The organism is Rhodococcus aetherivorans, assembly GCF_011058165.1.
GTDB classification, from domain to species: domain Bacteria; phylum Actinomycetota; class Actinomycetes; order Mycobacteriales; family Mycobacteriaceae; genus Rhodococcus; species Rhodococcus aetherivorans.
In genome coordinates this window covers 71,720-93,858 of sequence record NZ_JAALEG010000013.1, presented here as the reverse complement: position 1 = coordinate 93,858, position 22,139 = coordinate 71,720, and the positions used below count along the sequence as shown (strand labels likewise).

Here is a 22,139-nt window from a genome sequence, read left to right as displayed (position 1 = left end):
GCTGGGTGTGAGGGGGGAATCCCGGGCCGGGGTGGTCAGCCGACCGTCGCGGCGACGTAGTCCTCGAGGACCGCCCGCTCCTCGGCGGTGAGCGGCCGGGAGGACTCCGTGTGCGGGTCGAACCCGACGAGGACGGCGTCCCCGGAACCGCACGGATTGCCCTGCACGTCGGTGATCACGTGCCGCAGGGTGTACGAGCTGTTGCCCACGTGCAGGACCGAGATGGCGACGGTGATCGGGCCGGAGTCGTCCTTGAGCGGGCGCAGGAACTCCACGTCCATCTTTCGCACCACCACGGCGCCGCGCGCGAACGGTCCGCTCTGCAGGAACTTGATCCGGGCCTCCTGCATGTACTCCACGAACTTCGTGTTGTTCACGTGCCCGAGACGGTCGGAGTCGGCCCAGCGGACCTCCAGCGTGCAGGTGAAGGTCTTCTGCCCCGGCTCAGTCACGGGTGAGCTTCCGATGGGTGACGCGGTGCGGACGCGCCGCCTCCGCCCCGAGCCGCTCGACCTTGTTGGCCTCGTACGATTCGAAGTTGCCCTCGAACCAGAACCACTTGCCCTCCTCGACGTTGCCTTCCCACGCGAGGATGTGGGTGCAGGTGCGGTCGAGGAACCAGCGGTCGTGGGAGATCACGACGGCACAGCCGGGGAACTTCTGCAGCGCGTTCTCGAGCGAGCTCAGGGTTTCGACGTCGAGGTCGTTGGTCGGCTCGTCGAGCAGGATCAGGTTGCCGCCCTCCTTGAGGGTCAGTGCCAGGTTCAGGCGGTTGCGCTCACCACCGGAGAGCACCTCGGCCTTCTTCTGCTGGTCCGGGCCCTTGAACCCGAAGGCGCTGACATACGCACGCGAGGGCATCTCGTTCTGGCCGACCTCGATGTAGTCGAGTCCGTCCGAAACCACCTCCCACACCGTCTTGTTGGGGTCGATGTTCGCGCGGGACTGGTCGACGTAGCTCAGCCTGACGGTGTCGCCGACCTTCACGGTGCCCGAGTCGGGCTTCTCGAGGCCGACGATGGTCTTGAACAGGGTGGTCTTGCCGACGCCGTTGGGACCGATCACGCCGACGATGCCGTTGCGCGGCAGCGTGAACGACAGGTCCTTGATCAGCACGCGGCCTTCGAATCCCTTGTCGAGGTGGTCGACCTCGACCACGACGTCGCCCAGGCGCGGCGGTGTCGGGATCTGGATCTCCTCGAAGTCCAGCTTGCGGAACTTCTCGGCCTCGGCGGCCATCTCCTCGTAGCGGGCCAGACGGGCCTTGCTCTTGGTCTGGCGCGCCTTGGCGCCGGACCGGACCCACTCGAGCTCCTCCCGGAGGCGCTTCTGCAGCTTCTGGTCCTTCTTGCCCTGCACCTCGAGGCGCTCGGCCTTCTTCTCCAGGTAGGTGGAGTAGTTGCCCTCGTACGGGTGCAGCTTGCCGCGGTCGACCTCGCAGATCCACTGCGCGACGTGATCGAGGAAGTACCGGTCGTGGGTGACGGCGAGGACGGCGCCCGGGTAGCTCGCGAGGAACTGCTCGAGCCACAGCACCGACTCGGCGTCGAGGTGGTTGGTGGGCTCGTCGAGCAGCAACAGGTCGGGCTTGCTCAGCAGCAGCTTGCACAGGGCGACGCGGCGGCGCTCACCGCCGGAGAGGTGGGTGACCGGCTCGTCCGGCGGCGGGCAGCGCAGGGCATCCATGGCCTGCTCGAGCTGCGAGTCGATGTCCCAGGCGTTGGCGTGGTCGAGTTCCTCCTGGAGCTTGCCCATCTCCTCCATCAGCTCGTCGGAGTAGTCGGTCGCCATCAGCTCGGCGATCTCGTTGAACCGGTCGAGCCTGACCTTGATCTCGCCGAGACCCTCCTCCACGTTGCCGCGGACGGTCTTCTCCTCGTTGAGCGGCGGTTCCTGCAGCAGGATGCCGACGGAGGCTTCCGGGTCGAGGAAGGCCTCGCCGTTGCTGGGCTGGTCCAACCCGGCCATGATCTTGAGGATGGACGACTTGCCCGCGCCGTTCGGTCCGACCACACCGATCTTGGCACCCGGGTAGAAGCTCATGGTGACGTCGTCGAGAATGACCTTGTCACCGTGCGCCTTGCGCACCTTCTTCATCGTGTAAATGAACTCCGCCATAGGTCCAGCGTATCGGGCGGACCCGCAGAACCCACATCCCGGACGACCGGGCCCGCCCGGCGGGACCCGGGAGCGGGCCGGCTACGACCCGAACAGCCGCGCCACGAACGGGGTGGTGTCGGGCAGGGACCGGGTCATGGTCGTGTTGTGCCCGGCCACGTACACCCGGTAGTCGGCGTCGGCGCCCCCCGCCCGCAGGTCGGCTGCGAGTTTGGCCGACAGCGGCGCCGGAACCATCGTGTCGTGGATGCCCTGGGCGAGGAACACCGGCCGGTCGTACCCGCTCGTCGGGACGCCGAGGTAGTCGGCGAATACGGCGGGGAACCGGCCCGCGGACAGCGGCAGCGCCGCCAGCTCACCCACCCGCACCCCGTCGGCGAGCGCGTTCAGCTCGTTGTAGCAGAGCTGTTCGGCCGCGTCGACGAACTTCCGCCCGGTCGGGGTCAGGTAGCTGTTCACGTCCAGGTCGGGCTGGGCGGCGCGGAGCCCGGCGAAGATGTAGGAACTGAAGGCCACCAGACCCTCGAAGCCCGGATCCGGGAATCCGGGTCCGCCCATGGGAAACAGCTGCTCGAGGTTGGACGGCGCCCCGGTGGTGACGGTGCCGCGGAAGTCGAGCTCCGGGGCCCGCGACGAGGCCCGGTGCGCGGTGTGCAGCGCCGCGTGCCCGCCCTGGGACTGGCCGACGACGACCCAGCGCTGCGACAGCGACGGCTCGGCGGCACGGCCCGCGCGCACGATGTCGACGACGCTGTTGGCGGCGCTCTGCCCGTCGAGATACGGGTGGACGCCCTCGGTGCCCAGGCCCGGATAGTCGGCCGCGACGACGGCATAGCCCTGGGCGAGCCAATGCTCGAGGTACGGACGCTCGAGATCGGACCACGGGTGCCGCGACGGGGCGCAGCCGTCGGCGATGCCGACGGTGCCGTGCGCGTAGGACACCACCGGCCAGCCGCCCGCCGGGGCCGGCCCCGGCGGGAGGAACAGCACGCCGGTGCCGACGGCCGGAGCGCCGGAGCGCCACTCGGTGCGGTAGGTGAGCCGCTCGGCGACCGCGGCACCCGGCACCGACATCTCGGCCGGCAGCGGCTCGACCGACACGATCGCGCCCGGCGCGGGGTCGGCGGCCGCGACGGACGGGGCGAGCACGCCCGCCAGCACCGCGCCGATCGCGCCCAGCGCCCGTCGCCACCGTCTGTTCCGGCCCATGAAGTCCTCCGCTCGTCCGAGGGGCGTGCCGATCGTCGGCATGCGCCACCTCGCACGTCGGTCGCCGGCCGTCCCGCGTTACCGGACGAATCGGGCGGCCACGAACGGTGTCGTGTCCGGGAGCGCGGCGAAGAGGGTGGCGAAGTGGTCGTCCGGATAGGTGCGGTAGTCGACGTCGGCGCTACCGGCCCACAGGTCGGCGACGAGCTTGAACGACAGCGGCGCGGGAACCATCCGGTCCCGCAATCCCTGGCCGACGAACAGCGGCCGGTCGTAACCGCGGGTCGGGACACCGAGGTAGTCGGCGAGCGCGGCCCGCATCCGGTCGTCGCCCAGCGGCCGGGACAGCAACTGCCCCACATCCACGTCGGCGGCGCGGTCCTCGAGATCCCCATAGCAGAGGTACTCGGCGGCGTCGACGAGATCGCGTCCGACGGGCGTGAGGTAGCTGTTCACGTCGAGGTCGGGGCGTGCCGCCCGCAGCCCGGCCATGATGTAGGCGCTGAACGAGACGAGCCCGTCGAGGTCGAGGTCGGGGAAGCCGGGCACCCCGAACGGGAACAGCAGCTCGAGGTTGGACGGCGCACCGGTGGCGACCGCGCCGCGGAAGTCGAGCTCCGGCGCGCGCGCCGTGGCCCGGCGCGCGGTGTGCAGCGCCGCGTGCCCGCCCTGCGACTGGCCGACGACCACCCACCGCTGCGACAGCGACGGCTCGGCGGCCCGGGCGGCCCGGACGACGTCGACGATGCTGTTCGCGGCGGTGGGCCCGTCGAGATACGTGTGCAGGCCCTCGGTACCGAGGCCGGGATAGTCGGCGGCCACCACCGCGTAGCCCTGCGACAGCCAGTGCGCGAGATACCGCCGCTCCCGTTCGATGCGCCGGTTGCGCGACGGCGCACAGTCGTCGCCGATGCCGACGGTGCCGTGCGCCCACGACACGACCGGCCAGCCTCCGTCGGGTGCCTCACCCGGCGGCAGGAACAGCACCCCCGTGCCGACGGCGGCGACGCCGGACCGCCACTGGGTCCGGTAGGTGAGCCGCTCGGCGACCACGGCACCGGGCACGGAGAGTTCGGCCGGCAACGGTTCCACCGACATCACCGCGCCGGGCACGGGTTCGGCGACCGCGACGGCCGGGCACATCACGGCCACCGACGCGCAGGCCGCCCACAGCGACCGGCGCACTCCCCACCTGCTCACGGCGCAACCCCTCTGCTCTACCTGCCGAGCAATGTCGCCGCGAACGGCGTGGTGGCCGGCAGGGCGTCGAACATGGTCTCGGAATGCCCGTTGGGGTAGGTGCGGTAGTCGACGTTCGTGCCCCCGGACCACAGGTCGGCGACGAGCTTGAACGACAGCGGCGCCGGCACGACCTGATCCCGCAGCCCCTGACCGAGGAACAGCGGCCGATCGTAGCCGCGGGTGGGCACCCCCATGTAGTCGGCGAGCGCGGCACGCATGCGGTCGTTGCCGAGCGGGCGGGCGAGGATCTCCCCCACGCCGATGCCGCGGACGCGGTCGCCGAGGTCGGCGTAGCAGAGCCGTTCGGCGTCGTCGACGACGTCCCGCCCGACCGGGGTGAGGTAGCTGTTCACGTCCAGGTCGGGCCGCGCGACCCGCAGGCCGGCCAGGACGTAGGACAGGAACACGGTGGTGCCGTCCAGGCCCAGATCCGGAAAGCCGGGACCGCCGAACGGGAACACCGTCTCGAGGTTCGACGGCGCGCCGGTGGCGATCATGCCGCGGAAGTCGAGCTCCGGCGCCCGCGTCGTGGCCAGGCGCGCGGTGTGCAGGGCGGCGTGACCGCCCTGCGACTGGCCGATCACGATCCACCGGTTCGACAGCGAGGGCTCGGCGGCGCGGGCGGCGCGGACGACGTCGACGATGCTGTTCGCGGCGCTCGGCCCGTCGAGATACGTGTGCAGGCCGTCGCCGCCCAGGCCGGGATAGTCGGAGGCGACCACGGCGTAGCCCTGGGACAACCAGTGCCCGAGGTACGACCGGTCGCGGTCGCTGCGCGGGTTGCGCGACGGGGCGCAGTCGTCGCCGATGCCGACGGTGCCGTGCGCCCACGACACGACCGGCCAGCCGCCCGCGGGGGCCTGGCCGGGCGGCAGGTACAGGACACCCGACGCGGTGGTCTCCGCACCGGACCGCCACTGGGTGTGGAAGGTCAGCCGCTCGGCCGTGGCCGCACCCGGCACCGACAGCGCACCGGGCAGTGACTCGACCGCGACCACCTCGCCGGGCGCGGGCTGCGCGCCGGCCGTCGCGGGCACGACCAGCCCGGCCGCCACGGCGCCGATGCACGCGAGCGCCCGCAGCCGCCACCCCGTACCCCTCATCGCGCTCCTTCCGTCGTCGGTGCCAGGCGCTCAAGTTAACAGCCGAGCCCGAACGGACGGGACGTTTCGGACACGGCGACGCCGGGCATCTTCCGGGGATGACGACTTCCCCGGCGAGCTCGACGCGACCCCAGGCCACCTCCTCCGACCGGCTCCGCGTCGCAGGCGTCGCCGTGTCGGCGATCGCCGCGGTCGCTCTGTCCTTCCTCGGTTCCGGGGCCGTGGTGGGCACACCGATCTCCGAGGTGGCCGACGGGGCACTCTCGGCCGATGCGACGGCGGTGGCGCCAGGCGGTCCGGCGTTCGCGATCTGGTCGGTGATCTACGCGGGTCTGCTGGCGCTGGCGGTGTGGCAGGCGCTGCCCGCGCACCACGCCGATCCCCGCCAGCGGGCGCTCGGCTGGTGGATCGCCGCGTCGATGCTGCTCAACGCCGCGTGGATCCTCGTCGTGCAGCTCGAACTGCTCGCGGTCAGCGTCGCGGTCATCGCCGCGCTGCTGGCCGTGCTGGTCCGGATCTTCCTCGGCCTGACCCGCACCGCGCCGTCGTCCCGCCTCGAGGGCGTCGTCGTGGACGGCACCATGTTCCTGTACCTGGGCTGGGTGGCGGTGGCCACGGTCGCGAACACCGCGGCGGCGCTGCGCGCCGCGGAGGTCGACCCGTTCGCGCTGGGCGCCGACACCTGGGCGGTGCTCGTCCTGGTCGTGGTCGCCGCGGTGTCGGTGCTCCTCGCCGTCGCCGGGCACGGGCGGCTCGCCGTCGCCGCGGCCATGGCGTGGGGGCTGGTGTGGATCGCGGTGGCCCGCAGCGGCGACACCGGCTTCACCTCCACCCCGGCCGCCGTCGCGGCCGGCGGCGCGGCGGCCGTCGCGCTGCTCTCCGCGGTCGGCGTGCGACTGCGCACCGAGACCGCGCAGCGCCGGCGACCCTAGTGGCCCTCGCGGTCCCGCCGCGCCAGCTCGGCGAACATCGCGTTGTGGGCGGCGAGATCGGCGTCGTCGTCCCGCTCGGCGGCGCGGTCCACCCGTCGCGCGGTGCGCTCGTCGCTGCGCGACCACTGCACCAGCAGGGCCAGCATCACCAGCACCAGCGGGATCTCCCCGGCCGACCAGGCGATGCTGCCGCCCACCTTCTGGTCGGCGAACAGGTCGCTGTTCCAGGCCAGGCCGAGACCGCGGTAGTAGGACTCGGCCATCACCGTGCCCATGCTCATCAGGGTCACACCGAAGAACGCGTGGAACGGCAGCGAGCCGAACACCATTGCCAGCTTCGTCACCGGCGTCACGTCGCGCGGCGACGGGTCCACGCCGATCACGACCCAGTAGAACAGGTAGCCGCTCATCAGGAAGTGCAGGTTCATCAGCACGTGCGCGGCGTGACTGTCGGCGTTGGCCTCGAAGATCCCGCCCAGGTACAGCGCGTAGAAGCCGCCGACGAACATCACCGACGCGACGACCGGATGGGTGAAGAACCGCGACGGCGGGCTGTGCAGGAACGCCAGGAGCCATTCACGCGGGCCGGGGTAACCGTCGCGGCCCGCCGGTTTGAAGGCCCGCAGCGCCAGGGTCATCGCCCCGCCGAGGGCGAGCAGCACGGGCGCCAGCATCGACATCGCCATGTGGGCGCCCATGTGCACGCTGAACATCGCCGGCGAGTACATGCCCACGCCCGACGACGTGGCGACCAGCAGCACGAAGCAGCCGGAGAACCAGGCGATCGACCGGCCGACGGGCCAGCTGTCGCCGCGCCGGCGCAGCGTCCACAGCCCGATCGCGTAGCCGACCGCGAGAACCAGGGCGATCGTGCCGAAGATCAGGTCGAAGCGCCACGCGCCGAAGAAGAGGGTGCCGACCGTCGGGGGGCCGTCCAGGTTGTAGCCCAGCTCCACCTCGAGCAGCGACGGCACCGTCGCCGGCGGGGGCGGCGGGGTACGGCCCAGCCCCACGGCCAGTCCGACGGTGGCGGCCAGGATGACGGCCTCGACCGCCGCGAACCGGACGAGCGCGCCCCGGTCGTCGGGGTTCGCCTCGAGCGCGGGCAGCGCGCGGCGCCGCTGCATCCATCCGAGGGCGCCCAGGGCGATCAGCGCCAGCGCCTTGGCCAGGACGAGCCGGCCGTAGGTGCTGGTGAGCAACTCGTCGGCCGGCAGCCGCACCGCGGCGTTGACGATGCCGCTCAGGGCCATCACCGCGAAGGCCACCCCGGCGACGAACGAGAACCGGCGGGCGGCGAGGTCGGTGTGCGCGCCGCGGCGCCACCCGTGGGCGAGCAGGGCGAACAGGCCGCCCGCCCACACCGCCGCCGCGACCAGGTGCAGCACCAGGCTGTTGGTGGCCATGTCGTGCGATCCGCCCGACGACGAGTGCCCCGTCAGGGCCAGCGGCATCAGCGTCACCAGGGACAGCAGCAGCAGGTACGGCACCCACGACCAGCGCACCGCGGCGCGGATCAGCACCGCCAGGATCAGGGCGAGCGCCGCCGTCCACGCCCACGCGAGCGCGGTGTCGATCTGCCCGATCGCACCCCACAGGTTCTCCGGCTTCAGCGCCTCGGCCAGCGGCTGTCCGGATGTGTCGGACAGGGTCAGCGGCACCAGCACCGCCGAGCAGAACGCCCAGATCAGGGCGGCGGCGCCCGCGGTGCGCACGGCCCGGTAGCCGTCCACGTCGAGCACCCCGCTGCGCTGCGGCGGCACCAGGAACGCGGCGAAGAACAGCGAACCGACCGCGGCGACGGCCGCGACCTCCGCGATCGCCCGCACCGCGGGCAGCCCGTAGGTAGTGAGCGGACCGGGGTCGGGGATGCCCAGCAGCACCAGCGCCTGCGCGGCGGACAGGCCGACCACGATCGGCGCGACGACCGCGGCGACGAGCCCGAGGAGGACGTACAGTGCCGACGTGTTGCGCCGCCCGGCCGGCGGCGAGGACGTCGGCGCGGCCGACGCGAGCTCGGGTGATGCCATACCTAACAGGGTAGGACCTCGACGAGCGCCGCTACGACGGGCCGTCGGAGACGTGCGCCACCCGGCCGGCGGCCGGGTCGAGATCGAACACCGCGCGCAGGGCATCGAGGGTGTCGGCCGCCAGCAGGGCGTCGCAGTGCGGCAGCGCCGCCGCCATCGGCCCGGTCTCGGGACGGTACCCGGGCCGGCCGGCCCGCGGGTTCAGCCAGATCAGCCGGTGCGCGCGGCGGCGCACCCGCGCGACGGCCCGGCCGAGGGCCTGCGGATCGTCGCTGTCCCACCCGTCGGAGGCGACGAACACGACGGCGCCGCGCAGCAGGTTGCCGTGGTGGGAGGCGAGCAACGCCTCGAGGCTGCCGGCGATGTGGGTGCCGCCGTAGCGGTCGACGACCGTGTCGTTGGCGCGGGCGACCGCGTGCTCGGCGGAGCGGTGCGCCAGGGTCGCGGTGAGCCGGGTCAGGCTCGTGGAGAACGCGAACACCTCGGCGTCGCCGGCGCGCACCGCGGCCCGCATCAGGTGCAGGTAGATGTCGGCATAGCCGTGCATGGAGCGGCTCACGTCGCACAGCACCACGATCCGGCGCGGACGGCGGATCGGGCGGGCGCGGCGCAGGCGCACCAGTTCGAACCCGGTGTGCCGGGACGCGTCGAGGGTGGCGCGCACGTCGAGGCGGCCGTGGTGGTGCGGCGTGCGGCGGCGGCCGAGGCGCCGCGGCCAGCGCACCCGGGCCTGCTCGAGCCACTGTCCCAGGGTGCGCAGGTCCTCGGGCCGCAGGTCTGCGAACGGCTGGTCGGCGCGGATCTCGACGGGGCTCGGGGCCCACGGCCCGGGCCGGACCGTCTCGGGCGGTTCGCCGGACCGGCGCGGCCTGCGGGTGTGCCACGGCACGCCCGGCTGCGGCGACGCCGGCGCCGGGTTCGGCGCCGCACCCTGCACGACGGCGTCGCCGGCACCGACCGTCCCGTCGGGGCCGGTGCGGCGGGCGTGCGGGTCGACGGCGAGGACCTGGTGGTCGAAGACCTCGGCGAACACGGCGTCGAACGCCGCGAGCGCGTCCTGCCGATCGACGAGGGCCACCCGCGCGGTCCAGTACAGCCGGCTGCGGGTGCGCGGCGGGTACAGCCGCAGCGCCCGCACCAAGGTCGCGGCGGCGGTCGCGGCGACGGGCACGCCGGCGCGGCGCAACCGGTCGGTGAGCGCCACGGTGAACGCGGCGAGGTCGACGCCGCGCAGCAGCAGCGCGGTGCTCACGCCCGGTACTCCTCGTACTCGGCACGGATCGTGGTCCGGTCGTCGGGGGTCTTGGCGAGCGCGGTCAGCGTCGCCACCGCGCCCGGGTGGACCAGATCCCCCACCCCGAGCGCGACAAGCGCGGACACCCAGTCGATGGTCTCGGCGATGCCCGGCGCCTTGTCCAGGTCCAGCCGGCGCACGGAGGCGACGAAGTCGGCGGCCGATTCGACGAGCGCGAGGTTCGCAGCGGGGACGGTGCGGCGCAGGATCGCGACGGCGCGGTCCCGGTCCGGATAGTCGATCCAGTGGTAGAGGCAGCGCCGGCGCAGAGCGTCGTGCAGGTCTCGGCTGCGGTTGGAGGTGAGCACGACGATCGGGGGCCGCGCGGCGGTGAGGGTGCCCAGTTCGGGGATCGTGACGGAGAACTCGCCGAGGAACTCGAGCAGCAGCGCCTCGAACTCGTCGTCGGCCCGGTCGATCTCGTCTATGAGCAGTACCGGCGCGGTGGGGCCGCGGTGCCGCACGCAGCGCAGCACCGGCCGCTCGAGCAGGAACTCCTCGGTGTAGAGGTCGGCCTCGCTCAGACTCTCACCCCGGGTCTCGGCGAGCCGGATCGCGAGCAGTTGCCGCTGGTAGTTCCAGTCGTAGAGGGCCTCGCTCGCGGCGAGGCCCTCGTAGCACTGCAGCCGGATCAGCTCGGTGCCCACGGCGGCGGCGAGGGCCTTGGCGGCGGTGGTCTTGCCGACGCCGGGCTCGCCCTCGAGCAGCAGCGGCCGGCCGAGCTCCACCGCGAGATACAGGGCGGTGGCGGTGCCCTCGTCGAGCAGGTAGTCCTGGTCGTCGAACCGGCGGATGACGTCGTCGACGCCGCCGAACACGCTCATCGGCCGGCTCCCGGGGCCGGTCCCGTCACGAACACGCGGCGTGTTCCTTCTGGTAGGTGCGGCGGCAGCCCGGGCAGCAGAACCACACGTCCGCGCCGGCGTCGGTCAGGTGCGGGGTGTCGGCGGTGACGGTGACGGTCATCCCGCACACGGGGTCCACCGCGGTGTGCGGCGGCGCGGCCGGCGCGACGGGCGCACCGAGGCTCTCGCGGCGGATCGCCTGCACCAGTTCGGCGACGATCGACAGCCCGATCTCCGCGGCGGTGCGCGCACCGATGTCGAGACCCGCGGGGGTGTGCACGCGGGCCCGTTCGTCGGGGCGCACCTCGGCCTGCGCGAGCACGTCGGCGCCGCGCCGCCGGCTGGCGACGAGGCCGACGTAGCCGATGCCGGCGTCGAGGGCGGCCCGGATCATCCCGGCCTCCTCGCCGCCGAGGCTCGCGACGACGACGGCGGTGGCGTCGGCGTCGGGGGCGGCGCCCGGGCCGGGGCGGGTGACGGCGAAGTCGAGCCGCGCGGCGATGTCCGCGACGGCCTCGGCCACCGGCGTCGACCCGGAGACGACGAGGATCGGGGTGGGCAGTTGCGGCTCGAGGAAGATCTCCGTCGCGCCGCCGGACAGGCACGGGTTGACCGCGACGGTCGCCCCCGGAGTGTCCGGGAAGGTCTGCGTCGCGCCGGGCAGGACCCGCAGCAGGATGCTCTCCCCCGTGTTCAGGGCCTGCCGCGCGGCGTCGCGCACCGAGGTCTCGGTGCACTGGCCGCCGACGAAGCCCTCGATCGTGCCGTCGTCGAGCACCAGCGCGCAGTCGCCGGCGTGGGCGGACGTCGGCCGCTGGGCGCGCACCACCGTGGCGCGGACGAACGCCCGTCGCCGGCGGGTCAGTTCCGCGGCGCGCACCGTCAGATCCATGTGGCTCTCCCTGGTTCGGGCCGGTCGGTCAGATCGGCGGGGTGGGCCGGCCCTGCATCGCCTCCCACACCCGCGACGGAGTCAGCGGCATGTCGGCGTGCCGCACCCCGAAGGGGCGCAGGGCGTCGACGACGGCGTTGACCACGGCGGGCGGCGAGCCGACGGTCGCGGACTCGCCGATGCCCTTCGCGCCGATCGGGTGGTGCGGCGACGGGGTGACGGTGAAGCCGGTCTCGAAGTGGGGCACCTCCATCGCCGTCGGGATCAGGTAGTCCATGAGCGAGCCGCCGAGGCAGTTGCCGTCCTCGTCGAACTCGATCATCTCCATCAGTGCCATGCCGATGCCGTCGACGATCCCGCCGTGCACCTGCCCCTCGATGATCATCGGGTTGATGCGGGTGCCGCAGTCGTCGACGGCGAGGAACCGGCGCACCGTCACCTCCGCCGTCCCGGGATCGATGTCGACGACGCAGAAGTACGCCCCGTACGGGTAGGTGAGATTCTCGGGGTTGTAGCAGATCTGCGCCTCGAGTCCGCCCTCGACGCCCTCGGGCAGATCGCCGGCGCCGTGCGCCCGCATCGCGATGTCCTGAATGGTCACCGACGCGGTCGGATCGCCCTTGACGTGGAAGGCGCCCTTGACCCAGTCGAGGTCGGCGACGGACACCTCGAGCATGCCGGAGGCGATGATCCGGGCCTTGTCGCGCACCTTGCGGGCGACGAGGGCGGCGGCCGCGCCGGAGACCGGGGTGGACCGGCTGCCGTACGTGCCGAGACCGAACGGGGTGTTGTCGGTGTCACCGTGCACGACGTCGATGTCCTCGGGTGGGATGCCCAGTTCCTCGGCGACGATCTGCGCGAACGTGGTCTCGTGGCCCTGCCCCTGGGTCTGTACCGACAGTCGCACCACCGCCTTGCCGGTGGGGTGCACGCGCAGTTCGCAGCCGTCGGCCATGCCGAGGCCGAGGATGTCCATGTCCTTGCGGGGGCCGGCGCCGACGGCCTCGGTGAAGAACGCCACGCCGATGCCCATCAGCTCGCCACGCGCGCGGCGTTCGGCCTGCTCGCGGCGCAGTTCGTCGTAGCCGACCATCTCCACGGCCTTGCGCAGGGTGGTTTCGTAGTCGCCGGAGTCGTATTTCCAACCGGTCTTGCTCGTGTACGGGAACTGTTCGGGGCGAAGCAGATTCCGCAGCCGCAGCTGCACCGGATCCAGCTCGAGGTCGTAGGCGAGGCAGTCCACGAGCCGCTCGACGAGGTAGACGGCCTCGGTGATGCGGAACGAGCACGCGTAGGCCACGCCGCCGGGCGCCTTGTTGGTGTAGACGGCGGTCATGTGACAGTAGGCGGCCTCGATGTCGTAGCTGCCGGTGAACACCCCGAAGAACCCGGCCGGGTACTTCACCGGGGCGGCGGTGCCGTTGAACGCGCCGTGGTCGGCGAGGACCTGGGTGCGGATCGCGAGGATCTTTCCCTCCCGGGTCGCGGCGATCTCGCCGACCATCACGTAGTCGCGCGCGAAGCCGGTGCTCACCAGGTTCTCGCTGCGGTCCTCCATCCACTTGACCGGCTTGCCGGTCACGAGCGAGGCGACGATCGCGCAGACGTACCCGGGATAGATGGGCACCTTGTTGCCGAACCCGCCGCCGATGTCCGGGGCGATCACCCGGATCTTGTGTTCGGGCAGACCGGCGACGAGGGCGTAGAGGGTGCGGTGGGCGTGCGGCGCCTGACTGGTCGACCAGAGCGTGAGCTTGCCGCTGATACGGTCGTAATCGGCCACGGCGCCACAGGTTTCCATGGGCGCCGGGTGCACGCGGGGATAGACCATCTCCTGCCGGGCGATCACGTCGGCCTTCGCGAACGCGGCCTCGGTGGCGGCGGCGTCCCCCGTTTCCCAGTCGAAGCAGTGATTGTCGGTCTTGCCCTCGAGGTCGGTGCGGATCACGGGCGCCTCGGGCGCGAGCGCGCGGCGGACGTCGACGACCGGGTCGAGGATGTCGTACTCGACGTCGATGAGCTCGAGGGCGTCGCGCGCCGAGTAGCGGTCGTCGGCGACGACGAAGGCGACCTCCTGGCCCTGGAAGCGAACCTTGTCGGTGGCGAGGACGGCCTGGACGTCGTTGGACAGGGTCGGCATCCATGCCAGGCCCTTGTCCGCGAGGTCGGCGCCGGTGACGACGGCCCTCACCTTCGGGTGGGCCTGCGCGGCGGTGGTGTCGATGCCGAGGATCTTCGCGTGGGCCACGGGTGAGCGCAGGATCGCCAGGTGCAGCATGCCCGGCAGCTGCACGTCGTCGACGAAGCGGCCGTGGCCGCGGATGAAGCGCGGGTCCTCCTTGCGCAGCATGCGCCCGTGACCGCACGGCTTCTTGTCGTTGTCGACGGTGTCGAGCAGCTCGGGGGTGGGGTCGACGGCGGTCATGACGGCGCCTTCTCGGTGACGGGGTGCTCGGCGGCCCAGCGGATGGACCGCACGATGGTGGTGTAGCCGGTGCAGCGGCAGATCTGCCCGGAGATCGCCTCGCGGATGGTCTGCTCGTCGGGGTCCGGGTTGCGGTCGAGCAGGGCCCGGGCGGTGATCATCATGCCGGGGGTGCAGAAGCCGCACTGCAACCCGTGGCAGCGCATGAATCCCTCCTGCACGGGGTCGAGCACGCCGTCGCGCTCGAGTCCCTCGACCGTGCGCACGTCGTGGCCGCTCGCCATGACGGCGAGCATGGTGCACGACTTGACGGGCTCGCCGTCGACCGCGACGACGCAGGTGCCGCAATTGCTGGTATCGCAGCCCCAGTGCGTGCCGGTCAGGCCGAGGTGATCGCGCAGGAAGTGGACGAGCAGCAGCCGCGGTTCCACCTCGGCACTGACCTCGTCACCGTTGACGGTCATCGAAACACGCATCGGGTCAACCCCTTTCGGAGGTGGTGAGCCGCTCGACGGCGCGCCGCAGGGTGCGCACCGTGAGCTCCGCGGCGAGGTGGCGTTTGTAGTCGACGGTGCCGCGCTGGTCCGCGACCGGGTCGCTGGCGGCGGCGGCGAGTTCGCCGGCCTCGCGGTAGAGGTCCTCGGACGGTGTCGCGCCGCGCAGCCGGTCGGAGATGCCGGCCAAAGCTTGCGGGTCCGCCCGGAGCGCGGTGAGACCGACGCGGGCGTCGTCGATGGCCCCGTCGCCCATCCACACGGCGGCGCCGGCCGCGGCGATCGCCCAGTCCCCCGTTCGTCGCTCGACCTTGGCGTAGGCGCTCGACCCGCGGCCCCGTCGCGGCAGCCGGACCTCGACGAGCAGTTCGTTGGGGGCGGCGGTCGTCTCGTAGGGGCCGAGATGGAACTCGTCCATCGTCAGCGTCCGGCTGCCGTGCGGACCGCGCAGCACGACCGAGGCGTCGAGGACGTCGCACACGGTGGACAGGTCTTCGGCGGGGTCGGCCTGGCACAGCGACCCGCCGATCGTGCCGCGGTTGCGCACGACGGGATCGGCGATGACCCGTTCGGCGTCGCGGAAGATCGGGAAGATCTCGGCGAGCGCCTCGCTTTCGAGGAGTTCGCGGTGCCGCGCCAGCGCGCCGATCCGCACGACGTCGGGCTCGACGGCGATGTAGCCGAGCTCGCCGGCCAGGTCGTTGATGTCGATCAGGCATTCGGGGGCGGCGAGCCGCAGTTTCATCATCGGCAGGAGACTGTGCCCGCCCGCGACGACCCGGGCTTCCTCGCCGCGTTCGTCGAGGAGTGCGATGGCGTGATCGATGCCGGTGGCGCGCTCGTATTCGAAAGCCGAAGGTACTTGCATGTGGCATACCTCACATTTCAGCTACCTACGGAGTGTATGCCCGCGCTTGCGGCGCGACGGGCGGATTCGCCGCCCGATAGATTCGGACGCAATCACCCGGCCGGAAGGACGTCTGCCCGAATGAACGAGATCCGCACCTCCGTCGTCGCGGTCGGGCCGCTGCAGGGCTACCTCGCGGCTCCCCGGGACGGCAGCGGCGTGGGCATGGTGCTGCTGCCGATGATCACCGGAATCGGCGCGCAGGTGCGCGAGTACGCCGAGGACATCGCAGCCACCGGGATCACCGCGCTGGTGTGGGATCCGTTCCACGGCCCGAACGCCGACGACACCCCGAGGGAACGCCTCTACGAACTCATGAACGGCCTCGACGACGATGCCGCGCTCGCCGAGATCCGCGGGCTGACCGACCACCTGCTGGGCGAGCTCGGCGCCGAACGCGTCGGCGTGCTCGGTTATTGCCTCGGCGGGCGCCTCGCGCTGCTCGCCGGCGCGCGCGACGAGCGGCTTGCGAACGTGATCGCCTACCATCCGTCGATCCCGGCCGTCCCGGCCGCGAACCACACTCACGACACCGTCGCCGACGCCGCGCGCATCGCCGCACCGGTGATGGTGCTGCACGCCGGCGCCGACACGATCATGACGGCCGACGTGTTCGCCGACCTGCAGCGGTCGCTGCTGTCCCGCACCTCGGGCGCGACGATCGTGCACGTCTACCCCGGCGCCGAACACGGCTTCAGCACCCGCGCCCGGCACGGCAACCCTGTCAACGCCGACGCGTACGCCCTGTCGTGGCCGCAGGCGCTGAACTTCATGGCGCAGACCCTCGCCGCGGGCCGCCCGTGAGAGCCGCCGCGGCGAACGGTTAAGATTCTGGCCGCGCCTCCGTAGCTCAGCTGGATAGAGCAAGAGCCTTCTAATCTCTAGGTCGCAGGTTCGAGTCCTGCCGGGGGCACTGGGACACTGCCGGCCTCCGGCCGGGGTGCGCCTGCAGGGTTCGAACAAGATCGACGAAGGCGCACCACACTCCACTCAGCGCCCGTAAGCACTGCACGGAGATCTCGCGTCCTCGCGGGGCCGGCCACGTCCCACCATCGGCGCGACAGGTCAGGCGAGACCGGTGAGATGTTCGGCGATCGTCCAGAAACGTCCGGCCTGGGCAACGTCGTGGGACTGCGCGCTGGAGTCGATTTCGTGACACTCGCCGAAGAACTTTCCGCCCACCCCGTCGAGCGACGGGTCGACCGCCGTGAACACCAGCGAATCGGTGGCCGCATCGACGGACGTGGCGAAGGGCATGTGCGGCAACACGTGCGCCATGAACAGCCGCATCAGACCGCGGGTGCTCGCAGCAGCGGTGGTGGGCACGAAACCGGGACACACGGCGTTCGCAGTGATCGGCCGCCCGGCGAGGCGGCGCTGGAGCTCGTAGGTGAACCACATCACCGCCAGCTTGGAATTCTTGTATGCCCGCTCGGGGTTGTAGCCGTGCTCGAGCTGGACGTCGGCGAAGTCGAAGTCCACCGGCGCTCCGCGGGAGCCGGGCAGGTGCAGCCGCGAGCCGACGGTGACCACACGCGCCGACGGGCTGCGCTCGAGTGCGGGCAGGAGCAGGGCGGTGAGCAGGAACGGAGCCAGGACGTTGACGGCGAGGGTCTCCTCGTGCCCGTCGACGGTGAGCCGGCGTTCCTTGCTCGTCTGCAGGATGCCGGCGACATGCAGCAGCACGTCGATCGGTTCGCCCCGCTCGGCTTCCGCGACGCCGAAGAACCGGACCTGCTCCAGAGAAGACAGATCGACCCAGCGCGGCTCGACCCGAGCGTCGGGATCCGTCCGCTGTATCGCTTCGGTTGCGTCCTCCGCGGCAGCGCGGGTTCGCGCGGTGAGCAGGACGCGATGTCCCCGAGCGGCGAGCTTCTCGGCCGTGGCCCGGCCGAGCCCCCGCCCTCCTCCGGTGACGAGCACGGTCTTGCTCATGTGCCCGGTTCTTCCGTTCCTGCACCGGGCACCGGCGGACCGGACGCGAACGACCGGCCGGCAGCGTGCACGCGCTCGCCGAGCCGGGCGAGGATCGGGCGTTGCCCCTTCACGAGCTTGATGGCCGCGACGGCGGGCGGAAACCAGCGAGCGTCGTCCACCTCGGGAAAGCTCTGCACCTTTCCGGACCGCGGCGGCCACTCCAGGTCGAAGGTGTTGCTGCCGACGAAGGCCAGATCGTCGGCGGTCTCACCGGCGTAGACGGTGACGATCTTGCCGGAGGGCTGCTTGAACCGCCCGAGCATCTCGTAGTTCACCTGGGGCGCGGGCATCCCGCATTCTTCCTCGAACTCTCGCAAGGCCACGGCGAACGGGTCTTCGTCGTCGCCGTAGACCCCCTTGGGGATCGACCAGACCGCCTCGTCCTTGCCGACCCAGTACGGCCCGCCCGGGTGCACGATCCACACCTCGAGCACGCCGTCGGCGTCGATCCGGTACAGCAGAAGGCCGGCGCTGGTCACTGCCATCGCTCCCCCTTCCCGTCGCCGTACGCTCCCGCCCCACACGGTAGTTCTTCCGGGCACACTGAGACCCGGCAAGCGCGCCCCCGAACCGGAAGGACTCTCGATGACCGATACGACCGGCGACCATCCCGTCACCGCCCGCGCGAACGGACCCGGTGTCGTGCTCGACCTGCCGGAAGGCCTCGGCGTCGCCCTCGACATCGTGCAGGCGAAGGCACTGCTGGACCAGCTGCAGGCGGCGATCGAGGAGGCCGAGCGGTTGGAGGACTGAGACCGGAGACATACGTACCGGTTCGTGCGAACGCCTGCGCGCCGGGCACCCACCGGTGATCATCGAGAGCGGGCTTCGGCAGAGTTCAGGGTCGCGACGGTGTGCCGGCGCCCGGACCGTTCCCACGCCGAAGGAGTCCTCGTGTCGAAGAACGTCGCCCACAGGGCCGCAGCACTCGCCGGTCTCGTCGTCGCCCCGATCGTCCTGGGGGCCACCGTGGGAGCCGGAACGGCCGCCGCCGCGCCGTGGCGCATCGGTCCGCTCTACCGCGCCGAGTTCGCCGGACCGGACGGCGACGCCGTCTGCCCCAAGGCCGAGGCGTTCGATCGGTCCCTCGGCGCCGTCGTCCTCGTGTCCTGTTCGTGGGACCCTACGACGAACGCCTGGTTCTACGTCGTCTTCAACCCGAGGACCTGGTCGTAGCCTGCACCGAAACGGACTGCACGCCGCCGGTCCCGTCATAGAATGGGGAACCCCTTGTGGGCCTGTCCTGCAACGGTGCGGAGGGACAGACTGCCATGCACTCATCATCCGAGCCGAGCCGATGACCACCCCCACGGTCGAACCGCGCCCCCGCGAGCGCCGGCTGTCGGAAATCCCGGACGCCTTGGCATCTCGTCACCAGGCCACCGCCATCCTGCGCACCCGGCGCTACGCCGTGTTCCTGGACTTCGACGGCACCCTCGCCCACCTCGTGAACGATCCCACCGCTGCCACCCTGGTCGAGGGCGCGGCGAAAGAGCTTGCCCGGCTGGCCCGCTACTGCCCCGTCGGCGTGATCAGCGGCCGCGACGTGACCGACGTGCAGGCACGGGTCGGCGTGCCCGGACTCTGGTATGCGGGTAACCACGGTTTCGAACTCGTCGGGCCGGACGGCGAGTACCACCGGAACGATGCCGCCGTCCCCGCGGTGCCCGACCTCGATCGAATCGCCGGCGCCCTGCGGGACCGCCTGGCCGGCGTGCCCGGCGTTCTGGTGGAGCACAAGCGTTTCGCCGTGGCAGTTCATCACCGCAACGTCGCCGAGGACCGGATCGAGGAGGTCGTCGCAGCGGTGCACGATGCGGCCGACCGGGACGGCCGGCTCCGCGTCACGAGCGGACGCAAGGTCACCGAGCTCCGCCCCGATGTGGACTGGGACAAGGGGCGGGCGGTGGCCTGGGTGCTCGAGCACCTCCGCGGCGCAGAGGACCCGATGCCGGTCTACATCGGCGACGACCTCACCGACGACGACGCGTTCGGCACCCTGACATCGACCGGGATCGGCATCGTCGTGCGCTACAGCGAGGAAGGCGATCGGCGGTCGACGGCACAATTCGCGGTCGACGGTCCGGACCGGGTTCGTGAGCTACTGGAGCGGCTGGCGGATCTGCTCGGCAGCGACCCGGGGATCGCGCCGCCCCCGGACGACGCCTGGACGATGTTCTTCGAGGGCTACGACCCGCTCACCGAGAAGCTGCGCGAGGCCCTCTGCACCGTCGGGAACGGCTTCTTCGCCACCCGAGGCTGCGCGCCCGAATCCCGCGCGGACGGCGTGCACTACCCCGGCACCTATGTGGCCGGCATCTTCAACCGTCTCCAGGACGAGGTGGCGGGGAGTGCCATCGACCACGAGAGCCTGGTGAACCTGCCGAACTGGTTGCCGGTGACCTTCCGGGTCGACGGCGGGCAGTGGTTCGACCTCGACACCGCAGAGCTGCTCGACTACCGCCAATACCTCGACCTCCGCCGCGCCGTCCTCATCCGGCGGTTCCGATTCCGCGACGCGGCGGGGCGCACCACGTCGGTGCGGCAGCGGCGCCTGGTTGCCATGCATCTGCCGCACGCCTGCGCCCTCGAGACGACGATCGTGGCCGAAGACTGGTCGGGCCGGCTCGAGATCCGCTCGCTGCTGGACGGCGCGGTCCGGAACTCCCTCGTCGAGCGCTATCGCGACCTCGCCGACCAGCACCTCGAGCCGCTGCAAGCCACCGCGCTGTCCGTCGACTCGGTGCTGCTGGCGGTGCAGACCAACCAGTCGCGGATACCGGTGGCGATGGCGGCCCGGAACACGGTGTGGTGCGACGGGGAGCCCGTTGCCGGCGAGTACCGGCTGGTCGACGGCGACGATCGGATCGGACACGACATCACCGTCGACGTCGAGACGGACCGGCCCGTGACGCTGGAGAAGATGGTGGCGGTGTTCACCGGGCGCGATCAGGCGGTCTCCGAGCCGGCCGACGAAGCCGCCCGCTGGCTTCCCCGGCTGGGCCGGTTCGACGAACTGCTCGACGGCCATGTGCTCGCCTGGGGATATCTGTGGGACCACCTGGGCATCGAGTACGAGGGTCCGGGCCACGGCCACGCCCTGCGAGTCCTCCGGTTCCATCTTCTGCACCTGCTGCAGACGGTCTCCGCGAACACCGCCGACCTCGACGTGGGCGTGCCGGCACGGGGGTTGCACGGCGAGGCGTACCGCGGGCACGTCTTCTGGGACGAGCTGTTCGTGTTCCCGGTGCTGAACCTGCGGCTGCCCACGCTGACCCGGTCGTTGCTGCGCTACCGCTACCGCCGCCTGCGGGAGGCCCGCCGGATGGCGCGCGAAGCCGGTCACCGCGGTGTGATGTTCCCGTGGCAGTCGGGCAGCGACGGCCGCGAGGAGAGCCCGCAACTGCACCTCAATCCCAGATCCGGCCGCTGGAACCCGGACCCCAGCCGGCGCCAGCACCACACCGGCATCGCGATCGCCCACAACGTGTGGCAGTACTACCAGGTGACCGGCGACCTGGAGTTCCTGATCGAGTACGGCGCCGAGATGCTCGTGGAGATCGCCCGCTTCTACGCCGATCTCGCGTCCTACGACGAGGAACGCGGACGGTACAGCATCCGCGGCGTCATCGGCCCCGACGAGTTCCATTCCGGCTACCCCGACGCACCGTACGACGGAATCGACAACAACGCGTACACCAACGTCATGTCGGTCTGGGTGATCCTGCGCGCCCTCGAGGCGCTCGAGCTGATCCCGCTGCAGATCCGCTCGTACCTGACCCAGGCCCTGGGGCTGCACGCGCAGGAGACGGCGCGCTGGGAGGACGTCACCCGCAGAATGTTCGTCCCGTTCCACGATCGTGTCCTCAGCCAGTTCGAGGGGTACGAACGCCTCGCCGAACTGGACTGGGACGGCTACCGGCGGCGCTACGGCGACATCCAGCGCCTCGACCGGATCCTCGAGGCCGAGGGCGACGACGTCAACCGCTACCAGGCGTCGAAGCAGGCCGACGTGCTGATGCTGTTCTATCTGCTGTCCTCCGACGAACTGCGGGAACTGCTCGAACGGCTCGGCTACCGGTTCCCGAACGAGGACATCCCGCGGACCATCGACTACTACATGGCGCGAACGTCGCACGGTTCCACCCTGAGCGGGGTCGTCCATTCCTGGGTGCTGGCACGCGCCCACCGGGACGAGGCCGTCGACTTCTTCTACCAGGCGCTGAAAGCCGACATCGCCGATATCCAGGGCGGCACCACGATGGAGGGCATCCACCTGGCGGCCATGGCCGGCAGCGTCGATCTGTTGCAGCGGTGCGTCCCCGGCCTCGAGACCCGGGGCGACCGGCTCGTGTTCGCCCCGCAGTGGCCCGAACCACTCGGTGCCCTCGAATTCCCGATCTTCTACCGGGGGCACCGCCTTCGCCTGCGCATCAGCGGCACAGAGGTGCAGGTGAGCGCCGGTCCCGGGATGCAGGCGCCGATCGAGATCGAATGCCGCGGCCGGGTCGCCCAACTGCACCCGGGAGGCACGGTTCGCCTGAGCTAGTGCGACGACGACGAACCCGCGACCGAGGGCAGGACGTCGGGCCTTCGCCGCGTCGGCATCGCCCGTGCGGCGTCGCTGGGGACCTACGGCCCTGGAACGAGCACGGTTCCGCGGTTCACGAT

The 22,139-nt window shown here is 71.5% G+C and carries 19 protein-coding genes and 1 tRNA gene; 6 read left to right on the top strand and 14 right to left on the bottom strand.

The genetic code is table 11. From position 1 onward, the window contains the following. Window positions 1-35 precede the first annotated feature (35 nt). The 5 genes from G6039_RS08300 to G6039_RS08280 all read right to left on the bottom strand — a co-directional run bounded on the left by G6039_RS08300 (window position 36) and on the right by G6039_RS08280 (window position 5,672). Window positions 36-452: an acyl-CoA thioesterase gene (locus G6039_RS08300; protein ID WP_006930526.1), complete on the bottom strand. Its 417-nt coding sequence runs from the start codon at window positions 450-452 to the stop codon at window positions 36-38. Beyond that, window positions 445-2,118 (bottom strand): energy-dependent translational throttle protein EttA, encoded by a 1,674-nt coding sequence (ettA, locus tag G6039_RS08295; protein ID WP_043798964.1) that lies wholly within the window; start codon window positions 2,116-2,118, stop codon window positions 445-447. The genes G6039_RS08300 and ettA overlap by 8 nt, the downstream gene beginning before the upstream one ends. Window positions 2,119-2,199: 81 nt before the next feature. Beyond that, entirely contained in the window at window positions 2,200-3,327 is a 1,128-nt protein-coding gene (locus G6039_RS08290; RefSeq protein ID WP_029543063.1) for a lipase family protein, read from the bottom strand. 78 nt (window positions 3,328-3,405) lie between these two features. Beyond that, complete coding sequence (locus G6039_RS08285) at window positions 3,406-4,470, bottom strand: lipase family protein (RefSeq protein WP_051446034.1); 1,065 nt, start codon at window positions 4,468-4,470, stop codon at window positions 3,406-3,408. Window positions 4,471-4,544: 74 nt separating this feature from the next. Continuing rightward, window positions 4,545-5,672, bottom strand: coding sequence for an alpha/beta hydrolase family protein (locus tag G6039_RS08280; RefSeq protein WP_043798966.1), 1,128 nt, complete (start codon window positions 5,670-5,672; stop codon window positions 4,545-4,547). A gap of 98 nt (window positions 5,673-5,770) precedes the next feature. Between G6039_RS08280 and G6039_RS08275 the strand changes: the two genes are divergently transcribed. Beyond that, window positions 5,771-6,604, top strand: coding sequence for a tryptophan-rich sensory protein (locus tag G6039_RS08275; RefSeq protein ID WP_043798969.1), 834 nt, complete (start codon window positions 5,771-5,773; stop codon window positions 6,602-6,604). Here the strand turns inward: G6039_RS08275 and G6039_RS08270 are convergent. The 7 genes from G6039_RS08270 to G6039_RS08240 are packed head-to-tail and all read right to left on the bottom strand — an operon-like array spanning window position 6,601 to window position 15,452. Next, window positions 6,601-8,634, bottom strand: a complete 2,034-nt coding sequence (locus G6039_RS08270; protein ID WP_006930510.1) for a cytochrome c oxidase assembly protein — start codon at window positions 8,632-8,634, stop codon at window positions 6,601-6,603. The two genes, G6039_RS08275 and G6039_RS08270, sit on opposite strands and share 4 nt — an antisense overlap. 31 nt (window positions 8,635-8,665) lie before the next feature. Further along, entirely contained in the window at window positions 8,666-9,886 is a 1,221-nt protein-coding gene (locus tag G6039_RS08265; protein ID WP_051446033.1) for a vWA domain-containing protein, read from the bottom strand. Continuing rightward, complete coding sequence (locus tag G6039_RS08260; RefSeq protein ID WP_006946617.1) at window positions 9,883-10,752, bottom strand: AAA family ATPase; 870 nt, start codon at window positions 10,750-10,752, stop codon at window positions 9,883-9,885. Before G6039_RS08260 ends, G6039_RS08265 begins: the two co-directional genes overlap by 4 nt. A 25-nt stretch (window positions 10,753-10,777) precedes the next feature. Further along, a complete protein-coding gene (locus tag G6039_RS08255) occupies window positions 10,778-11,665 on the bottom strand; it encodes an XdhC family protein (protein ID WP_043798971.1) in 888 nt (295 codons plus the stop codon). Between the two features lie 28 nt (window positions 11,666-11,693). Next, window positions 11,694-14,090 (bottom strand): aerobic carbon-monoxide dehydrogenase large subunit, encoded by a 2,397-nt coding sequence (locus tag G6039_RS08250; RefSeq protein ID WP_043798973.1) that lies wholly within the window; start codon window positions 14,088-14,090, stop codon window positions 11,694-11,696. Beyond that, window positions 14,087-14,566, bottom strand: coding sequence for a (2Fe-2S)-binding protein (locus tag G6039_RS08245; RefSeq protein ID WP_006946620.1), 480 nt, complete (start codon window positions 14,564-14,566; stop codon window positions 14,087-14,089). Before G6039_RS08245 ends, G6039_RS08250 begins: the two co-directional genes overlap by 4 nt. 4 nt (window positions 14,567-14,570) lie before the next feature. Continuing rightward, window positions 14,571-15,452 (bottom strand): FAD binding domain-containing protein, encoded by an 882-nt coding sequence (locus G6039_RS08240; protein ID WP_006946623.1) that lies wholly within the window; start codon window positions 15,450-15,452, stop codon window positions 14,571-14,573. A 120-nt stretch (window positions 15,453-15,572) separates the two neighbouring features. On the opposite strand from G6039_RS08240, the gene G6039_RS08235 reads away from it, so the two are divergent. Both G6039_RS08235 and G6039_RS08230 read left to right on the top strand, forming a co-directional pair. Beyond that, window positions 15,573-16,295, top strand: coding sequence for a dienelactone hydrolase family protein (locus G6039_RS08235; protein WP_006946624.1), 723 nt, complete (start codon window positions 15,573-15,575; stop codon window positions 16,293-16,295). 35 nt (window positions 16,296-16,330) lie between these two features. Continuing rightward, a tRNA-Arg gene (locus G6039_RS08230) sits at window positions 16,331-16,404 on the top strand. A 152-nt stretch (window positions 16,405-16,556) separates the two neighbouring features. Here the strand turns inward: G6039_RS08230 and G6039_RS08225 are convergent. Together G6039_RS08225 and G6039_RS08220 are read right to left on the bottom strand one after the other, a co-directional pair. Continuing rightward, entirely contained in the window at window positions 16,557-17,426 is an 870-nt protein-coding gene (locus tag G6039_RS08225; RefSeq protein ID WP_043798976.1) for an SDR family NAD(P)-dependent oxidoreductase, read from the bottom strand. Next, window positions 17,423-17,953 carry an NUDIX hydrolase gene (locus G6039_RS08220; RefSeq protein WP_043798978.1) on the bottom strand — a complete coding sequence of 177 codons (531 nt, stop codon included), beginning with the start codon at window positions 17,951-17,953 and terminating at the stop codon, window positions 17,423-17,425. The genes G6039_RS08225 and G6039_RS08220 overlap by 4 nt, the downstream gene beginning before the upstream one ends. A 100-nt stretch (window positions 17,954-18,053) precedes the next feature. On the opposite strand from G6039_RS08220, the gene G6039_RS08215 reads away from it, so the two are divergent. The 3 genes from G6039_RS08215 to otsB all read left to right on the top strand — a co-directional run bounded on the left by G6039_RS08215 (window position 18,054) and on the right by otsB (window position 22,017). Next, window positions 18,054-18,221 carry a hypothetical protein gene (locus tag G6039_RS08215; RefSeq protein WP_006946627.1) on the top strand — a complete coding sequence of 56 codons (168 nt, stop codon included), beginning with the start codon at window positions 18,054-18,056 and terminating at the stop codon, window positions 18,219-18,221. A 141-nt stretch (window positions 18,222-18,362) separates the two neighbouring features. Continuing rightward, on the top strand, window positions 18,363-18,644 hold the full coding sequence (locus G6039_RS08210) for a hypothetical protein (RefSeq protein ID WP_043798979.1): 282 nt from the start codon (window positions 18,363-18,365) through the stop codon (window positions 18,642-18,644). A gap of 121 nt (window positions 18,645-18,765) precedes the next feature. Then, complete coding sequence (gene otsB, locus G6039_RS08205; RefSeq protein ID WP_043798982.1) at window positions 18,766-22,017, top strand: trehalose-phosphatase; 3,252 nt, start codon at window positions 18,766-18,768, stop codon at window positions 22,015-22,017. Window positions 22,018-22,139: the final 122 nt, after the last annotated feature.

Bases quoted from the DNA above. Each gene is read 5' to 3' on its own strand.
- ettA (WP_043798964.1), bottom strand. From the start codon at position 2,118: ATGGCGGAGTTCATTTACACGATGAAGAAGGTGCGCAAGGCGCACGGT.
- G6039_RS08290 (WP_029543063.1), bottom strand. From the start codon at position 3,327: ATGGGCCGGAACAGACGGTGGCGACGGGCGCTGGGCGCGATCGGCGCG.
- G6039_RS08285 (WP_051446034.1), bottom strand. From the start codon at position 4,470: ATGTGCCCGGCCGTCGCGGTCGCCGAACCCGTGCCCGGCGCGGTGATG.
- G6039_RS08280 (WP_043798966.1), bottom strand. From the start codon at position 5,672: ATGAGGGGTACGGGGTGGCGGCTGCGGGCGCTCGCGTGCATCGGCGCC.
- G6039_RS08275 (WP_043798969.1), top strand. From the start codon at position 5,771: ATGACGACTTCCCCGGCGAGCTCGACGCGACCCCAGGCCACCTCCTCC.
- G6039_RS08270 (WP_006930510.1), bottom strand. From the start codon at position 8,634: ATGGCATCACCCGAGCTCGCGTCGGCCGCGCCGACGTCCTCGCCGCCG.
- G6039_RS08260 (WP_006946617.1), bottom strand. From the start codon at position 10,752: ATGAGCGTGTTCGGCGGCGTCGACGACGTCATCCGCCGGTTCGACGAC.
- G6039_RS08255 (WP_043798971.1), bottom strand. From the start codon at position 11,665: ATGGATCTGACGGTGCGCGCCGCGGAACTGACCCGCCGGCGACGGGCG.
- G6039_RS08250 (WP_043798973.1), bottom strand. From the start codon at position 14,090: ATGACCGCCGTCGACCCCACCCCCGAGCTGCTCGACACCGTCGACAAC.
- G6039_RS08245 (WP_006946620.1), bottom strand. From the start codon at position 14,566: ATGCGTGTTTCGATGACCGTCAACGGTGACGAGGTCAGTGCCGAGGTG.
- G6039_RS08240 (WP_006946623.1), bottom strand. From the start codon at position 15,452: ATGCAAGTACCTTCGGCTTTCGAATACGAGCGCGCCACCGGCATCGAT.
- G6039_RS08235 (WP_006946624.1), top strand. From the start codon at position 15,573: ATGAACGAGATCCGCACCTCCGTCGTCGCGGTCGGGCCGCTGCAGGGC.
- G6039_RS08225 (WP_043798976.1), bottom strand. From the start codon at position 17,426: ATGAGCAAGACCGTGCTCGTCACCGGAGGAGGGCGGGGGCTCGGCCGG.
- G6039_RS08220 (WP_043798978.1), bottom strand. From the start codon at position 17,953: ATGGCAGTGACCAGCGCCGGCCTTCTGCTGTACCGGATCGACGCCGAC.
- G6039_RS08215 (WP_006946627.1), top strand. From the start codon at position 18,054: ATGACCGATACGACCGGCGACCATCCCGTCACCGCCCGCGCGAACGGA.
- otsB (WP_043798982.1), top strand. From the start codon at position 18,766: ATGACCACCCCCACGGTCGAACCGCGCCCCCGCGAGCGCCGGCTGTCG.